This is a genomic window from Mycolicibacterium septicum DSM 44393 (genome assembly GCF_000455325.1).
GTDB lineage: Bacteria > Actinomycetota > Actinomycetes > Mycobacteriales > Mycobacteriaceae > Mycobacterium > Mycobacterium septicum.
This window is the reverse complement of sequence record NZ_HG322956.1, coordinates 1-6569: the sequence shown is the minus strand read 5'-3', so window position 1 is coordinate 6569 and position 6569 is coordinate 1. Positions and strand designations below refer to the sequence as shown.

The window sequence follows — 6569 nt, the reverse complement described above, 5'->3', positions numbered from 1 at the left end:
TGGGACGGCTTCCTTCACTGAACTTGTCAAGATCGTTGACGTTAGCCATCTGCGTTCATATCGAGCAGATGAGACCTCGCGGCGGGTTCTTGGAATCCGCTCAGCCGAGTCCTGGAACGATGTGCCCCAAGCTGAATGTGATCGGTTGTTCGAGCTGGGCGTAGGTGCACGAGCGTGGATCGCGGTCGGGCCGCCAGCGGTTGAACTGCGCGGTGTGGCGGAACCGGTCGCCTTCCATGTGGTCGTAGCGCACCTCGACCACCCTCTCGGGCCGCAGCGGGACGAACGAGAGATCCTTGCCGGCGTTCCAGCGCGAGGTTTCGTTCTTGCGCGGCGTGCGGTCACCCGCTTCGTGGGCGGCCCAGCTCCACGGGTGGTCATCGAAAGTGGTTACCAGCGATTGCATTTCAGTGAATAATTGCCGCCGCTTGGCCATCGGGAACGCGCCGATGACGCCCACCGAGGCGAGGGTTCCGTCGTCGGTGTAGAGCCCGAGCAGCAGCGAGCCGATCGCTTCGTGGCTGGACTTGTGCACGCGGTAGCCGGCGATGACGCAGTCGGCCGTCCGCTGGTGCTTGATCTTGAACATGATCCGCTTGTCGGGCTGATAGGTGATCGACAGCGGTTTAGCGACGACGCCATCGAGGCCCGCTCCCTCGAACTCGTCGAACCATCGCCGGGCGGTCGCCAGGTCAGTGGTCGCTGGCGTGACGTGAACCAGGGGGCCGGAGTCGGCCAAGGCTGTGAGGAGTGCGGCGCGGCGTTCGCTGAACGGGCGCCGGGTGTAGTCGTCGTCATCCAGGGCGAGCAGGTCGAACGCGACGTAGGACGCTGGGGTCTTTTGTGCGAGCATTCGCACTCGCGAGTCGGCCGGATGGATGCGTTGCTGCAGCGCATCGAAGTCCAGTCCGTGGTCTGTGGCGATGATGATCTCGCCGTCGATCACGCAACGGTCTGGCAGCTCAGCGCGCATCGCCGCCACCAGTTCTGGAAAGTAGCGGGTCAGTGGCCGCTCGTTGCGGCTGCCAAGTTCGACCTCGTCGCCGTCGCGGAAGCAGACCGACCGGAAGCCGTCCCACTTCGGTTCGTAAGAGGCGCCGGGAGGGATCGTCGGGACCGATTTGGCCAGCATCGGCGGGACCGGCGGCATTACGGGCAGCTTCATCGCCTCATTGTGGCCTCACGTCCGCGAACGGAGATGCGTCTGACAAAAGTTGTTGCAAGGCAAAGGTTTTGAGGAATTGCTCTTCGCGATACTGCCACATTTAAGCTGAAGGAACTACTACCAACCGGCCGCGGTTATCGAAGAACCGGCGAACCAGCCGATGTTCCATCGCCTGGAGCTCTTCGAGATCGCGCCGCACCTGCAGCGACCTGGCGTGGATGGTCCGTGCCGTACGCAATGTTCCATCGTGAGCGGCTCTTGCTGCGGCGGTGTGGAGTGCGGCCAGCTGGGCGTCACAGTCGCCAATCAGTTCTGCCAGGACGTCGGCGATGGCGGCGGCTTGGGCGCGGTCGGCCTCGGTGGGCGGGCGATCAGGCCGGATGAGAGGCGACGCCGGCGAGGTTCGCAAGCTTCTCCTTGGTGTGCCGTTCGACGAACAACGGAACGAAGTCGCGGATCGGTGCGTCATCGAAGCGGTGGTGAACCGACCCAACCATTTCGTGCACAGTGTCCTGCGGCACTTGTGGAAACCCGGCCAGCAGGCGATCGACGACCTGCCCGATCAATCGATCCTCTTCGGCACTGACCACCATGCCCATAATCTTGCGCCACCGTGGGTGGTTCCCACAACCGGAATGAACGAAATGCAGCCAGCCAGCTAACGGCAGACGAACATCCCAGGGCTCAAATGATGGGGCTTCCTGGTCGGCTACCGACCGCTGGCGGAATGCCGCGCGCGCGGGACCGTCTCAGGCCTTAACGTTTGAGGCAGGGGCCAGATCGTCGAACTGAATGGGGCCACGGTGTCCAAACCGCGTAACGCGCCATTGCGCAGAGCGCCGAATGATGGCGCCGTGGCCTGGGAGCTCGCCGCCGTCGCACGTCCGCATCTGAACAGAGTCGACGCCGATCGCATCTACATCGCCATTGGTGTCGGCGACACCTTCGAGGCGATTGACGCCCTGCTCACAGTCATCGCGCGGGACCGCATTCCCCTCGACCGCGACGTGGTGGCCACCGTGGTGAGCTGGCTGGACTGCTACCGCGGGCAAGAGGCCGCGGCCCGGCTTCGTCGCCTGCTCGCCGAAGCCGACATCATCTCACCGCGAGGGGTGCCGGCTCTCGAAGAACGTTTCGGGCCGCCGTTCATTGCCGGGCAGGATCGCAGGTCCAGTTAAAGGCTTGTACCGTTGGTTGCGCTTACCCGACCTCTGATCAGGTGACCCCATCGCTGCACCGCTTCTGACCGGTGCGGAAACGCCACCTCGGAGTCTTCGACGAGGTTCATCAGGGCCCGCGCGACGGCGCCCAAGCTGATACCGGTGTCGTGCACCGCCCCGAAAAGGTCCTCGGACGCCTGCTGCTCGGAACATCCACGCAGTCCCATCAGAATCCCGATCGCCAGGTCGATCACCCGCCGCGATGTGGCGTCAGACCGCCGGCCCACTTCACTCATTGCTTCCACCCCTTCACCCGGCACTGCTTCAGTTATTGCTTACTCCGGTCAGATGAACATCGGCTGTCATCACCGCCGCCGCCACGCGCGGCCGATTACCGTGATGCACCGAGGGGGCTGTGCTATCTGGCTCGGTGTCGCGCCCGTGAAGGGGAGGTTGGCGGGCGCGACACTCCCCGGTCTCGGCGCGGCGGTCAGTCTTGAATCTGCTGGGCAAATGGGTTGCTGCCGTGTGAAAGTCGTTGCTGTGCCTCCGATTGTCGGATGCGTAAGTGTTTGATGCTTTCTTCCAGCGCGGCGACCTCGCCGAGCCACGCTCGGTCCTTCGCCTCGACGAGGCGCTGTTCGGCATTCTCGGCCATCTCGTCGATGCGACCCAGCTGGGCGGGGTCGACGCGCAGGAAGCGGCATCGGGTGCAGGCGTGTTCGTGGACGCACGGTGTGCCGTAGGGGCGGTGGCACTCGCCGAGGGCCACCCGGCGCAGCAGGAAGTGGTTCTCAAACTCCGACCATTCGTCGTCCTCGGCGACCCGGTCCTCGCCGATCGGGCGCAGCTGCCGTCGTCGTTCGATGAACGCCTGGTGCGCGGCGATGAGGTGCTCGGGGAACACCGCGGTGTAGCCGCGGGTGGTGTCGAGGTTGAGGTGACCCAGCAGGGCGGCGGCGATGTGCAGTGGCAGGCCGCTGTTGACGGCGTCGGTGGCGAACAGGCGGCGGAAGTCGTGCGGGGTGAACCGGATCGGTTGGCCGGCGTCGCTGAGTCCGGCCACCACCGCCAGATGGCTGAGGATGCCGCGCAGGTAGTGCCCGGAGAGCACTTCCTGTCGGGCGCCGACCCTGCGAGAGAACAGGTGCGGAAACGGTTGACCGTGCACTTTCTCGGTGACGTCGTAGCGAACCGAGAGCGGCACGTGATCACCGCCGCCCTTGGCTCGCCGCAGCACCGCCAGCAGCACCTGCACCAGTTCCGGGGTCATCGGCACCAGTCGTTCGCAGTCGGTCTTGCTCGGCACGATGTGTAGCAGCGGTACCAGTGTTCCGGTGGTCGCTGCGGTGTAGTGGCGCAGCGACAGCTGCGTCAGCTCCATCAGTTCCTCGACGCGAATCCCGGTGTGACGCAGGGTCTCGGCGACCGCCCAGCACCAGAACCCGTCGTCCTCCACCCCGGTGACGTCGATGCGTTTGGCCTCGCCGCGGATCCAGTTCGGCCGCGGTTGTCCCGGCGCCAGCCGGGCCCATACCCGTGCACGCTCGTCGATGGCGAGGCGCTCCGGCGGCGCATCCCGCACGAACACGTAGCCCTCGACCTCGAACTGCAGGTCGTGCCCGGCCGCGCGGGCCCTCTCCAAGAACAGTGCACTGCGCTGCTTGTGTTCGTTCACCGCGGTCAGGAACGTCGGTAGCAACGGCGTGAGCATGCGCGTGCGGCTTTGCATCTGACTCTGCTGGCGCCGCTTGTTCTTGGCCGCGGCCCGGCTCAGGGCTCGCGGAACGGGGCACGGCGCCACCCACACGCCCCAGCGCACCGGGTCGTCGTGGGACCACTCGGCCAAATCGCGGTAGAAGCCGCGGATCGCGAACAAGACCGAGTGGACCTCCCGGCGTTCGCGCCCGTCGGTCGTCAAGGCCAGTCGTTCACGCCACGCCGTGATGACATCCGTGGAGAGCCGTAGGTCGGTCTGCTGGGGGTTGATCTGCAGGATCTCCCACCAGAACAGCCGCACGATCCGGTAGGCCAGGCCTTCCAGTGAGCCGTAGTCCATACCTGGGCGGATCTCTTCGAAGTAGTCCGCCAGCAGGTCCCTCACGCCCGACGGTGGGATGCCGTAGCGGTCGACCAGGGTGGCGGTCGAGTGCTGTCGTGTGTTGCCCTTCGCCGACCAAGCGGCCCGCAGCGTTGGGGCTTCGGTGGCCAGCGGTCCGAGTCGCACCAGCAGTTCCCACAGCAGATGTTCGCGGCGTTGCCTCCCCGAGGTCTTCACCACGTCGGCGTAGTACAGCAGGTCGTCACCGGTGATCTGCTCGATAGTCTTGCCGGTGCGGATCATCACCCGCGCCAGACCGGCTTCGGCGTCGCGCTGATGCCGCAGCAGCGATCCTTGATACTCAGCCAGCTGCCGCAACTTGGTGAGGGCGTTGCCGCCGTTGTGCTCGATGAACTGTGCGGTGTTGACCTTTGTTCGGGAGTCGAGCATCCAGCTGTAGGACGGTCGCAGCACACGCAATTGCAGCAGCGCGTTCATCCCCAGCAGGGTGGGTGAGTAGCGGTCATATTGAGGTAGATCCGGATGGTCCATCCAGGTCATCGGGGCGGCATCCGAGCCGCTGGCCAGCCAGCGCTGCTCCCAGGTGTCGCCGGGGTAGCCGTTCAGCCGTGTCAGCAGTGCTCGCGCACCCCGCACGATCATCTGGCGACGTTTCTGGTTGTAGGAGCGGTGATGATGGCGGACGGCGTCACACAGCTCATCAACGGTGCGGTACTGCATCGCGGCGCCGAGAGCTTGGGCGGGCGGCTCGGGTGGCGGCTGGCTGGCGTCGTAGCCCTGCATGATGCGCAGTCGCCCGGTGCGCCCGAACCGGTCATCCGGTGGGATCGCCGCCAGGTGCGGCGAATCGGGCCGTGACAACAACTGAATCGACGGGGCCGCCGCCGCGCGGGTCGCCGCAGCTTGCCGTCGCTGCTGCAGTCGGGTGTCCTCCTCCTCGATGGTCACGACGGCGGCAGTCCCAACAATTCGCGCACCGCGGCCGCGTCGTAGCTCGGTTCGATCGTCGGCCCCAAGACTGGTGGCCGGGCGTAGTGCTCGAGCACCTTGCCGACCAGATCCTCCAGCCGCGGTTGGGTGTAGATCTGCGTGGTCGTGACGCTGGCATGCCGCAGCACCGTCTGCACGTCGACCAACGTGAACGCCGGATCGGCGAGCAACCGCGCCGCCGCCGTGTGGCGAAAGTCGTGCAGCGACCAGTTCGTCCCCAAGCTGTCATTCGCCCGGCGCAGCACCGCCCGCATCGCGTGATAGTTCAGCGGGGCGGCCTTGGATCGCCGCGTCCACCACACCGGACCGCCCGGACTCATAGGCGGCTGCTGCTCTGCCAGGTAGAGGGCCAGCCACACGAAGGAGTCCACCGACGCCGGCACCACCTCCCGCGCCCGACTGCCCTTACTGGTCACCGTGATCGTGTAACGGCCTGCATCGAGGTCGCCGTGACACAGCCCCAACAACTCCGACGCCCGCACCCCCGACGACAGATAGAAACTGACCAGAGCGCGGTCACGGTGACTGCGCAACGCCGCGAACAACGTCGTCGCGGCCTCGTCCGGCATTCCTCGCCAGACCGGGCGGGGCGTCTTCTGCCGATAGTTCGCACGCTTGTGAATCACGAAGTCCTGCATCGGATTGTGGTGCGCATGCGGACGCCCACCACCGCGAGTCCGCTGCGCTGGCACCGGATTGACCAGCGGCCCCAGGTTGGCCGCGCAGGCATGATCGTAGAAACCGAACAACACCGAAAGCTGATGATTGATCGTCCGCGCCGCGTACTTCACCGGCAGCTCGGACTTGCCGGTCAGCGCATTGACCGAGCCCGGAGGAGGTCGGTGCGGGTGTCGACGCAGACGCTGCGGGTTCGGCGTCTCGCGCAGGTACTCCACGAAGGCGCGGACGTCGACACGCTCGGCTCGCTCCCAACCGATCAGCCGTTCGTGCAAAAACCGGAACCACCGAAGTAGGTCGAACGCGTAACTTCGAACTGTGAGTGGACTGCAATCCGACGCCGCCAGCTCCCGTAGGTACGACGTCGCCCCGAGGTGCTCAGCGTCGGGGAAGATCACCCGCCAGGGCAGCCCGCTCGGTGCCGACTCCACTCGACCCAATACCGTCACAGCCCGATCCTCCGTCCGCAGCCCTGCTCGGTTCGGAAGGCTCGCTGAAGTTCAGTCAACTAGAC

6 protein-coding genes are annotated in these 6569 nt (G+C 65.7%); 1 reads left to right on the top strand and 5 read right to left on the bottom strand.

Annotation, left to right across the window (positions count from 1 at the left end; genetic code table 11):
- Positions 1-100: 100 nt before the first annotated feature.
- Together TX88_RS32630 and TX88_RS32625 are read right to left on the bottom strand one after the other, a co-directional pair.
- Entirely contained in the window at positions 101-1165 is a 1065-nt protein-coding gene (locus TX88_RS32630; RefSeq protein WP_044524960.1) for an ATP-dependent DNA ligase, read from the bottom strand.
- Between the two features lie 371 nt (positions 1166-1536).
- Positions 1537-1758: a three-helix bundle dimerization domain-containing protein gene (locus TX88_RS32625; RefSeq protein ID WP_110918278.1), complete on the bottom strand. Its 222-nt coding sequence runs from the start codon at positions 1756-1758 to the stop codon at positions 1537-1539.
- A gap of 261 nt (positions 1759-2019) precedes the next feature.
- Between TX88_RS32625 and TX88_RS32620 the strand changes: the two genes are divergently transcribed.
- Positions 2020-2343: a hypothetical protein gene (locus TX88_RS32620; RefSeq protein WP_044524955.1), complete on the top strand. Its 324-nt coding sequence runs from the start codon at positions 2020-2022 to the stop codon at positions 2341-2343.
- On the opposite strand, the gene TX88_RS32615 is transcribed toward TX88_RS32620, so the two are convergent.
- The 3 genes from TX88_RS32615 to TX88_RS32605 all read right to left on the bottom strand — a co-directional run bounded on the left by TX88_RS32615 (position 2340) and on the right by TX88_RS32605 (position 6504).
- Positions 2340-2621, bottom strand: coding sequence for an ANTAR domain-containing protein (locus TX88_RS32615; protein WP_044524951.1), 282 nt, complete (start codon positions 2619-2621; stop codon positions 2340-2342). The genes TX88_RS32620 and TX88_RS32615 overlap by 4 nt on opposite strands.
- A gap of 194 nt (positions 2622-2815) precedes the next feature.
- On the bottom strand, positions 2816-5335 hold the full coding sequence (locus tag TX88_RS32610; RefSeq protein WP_244438737.1) for a tyrosine-type recombinase/integrase: 2520 nt from the start codon (positions 5333-5335) through the stop codon (positions 2816-2818).
- Positions 5332-6504, bottom strand: coding sequence for a tyrosine-type recombinase/integrase (locus TX88_RS32605; RefSeq protein ID WP_044524949.1), 1173 nt, complete (start codon positions 6502-6504; stop codon positions 5332-5334). The genes TX88_RS32610 and TX88_RS32605 overlap by 4 nt, the downstream gene beginning before the upstream one ends.
- Between the last annotated feature and the right edge of the window lie 65 nt (positions 6505-6569).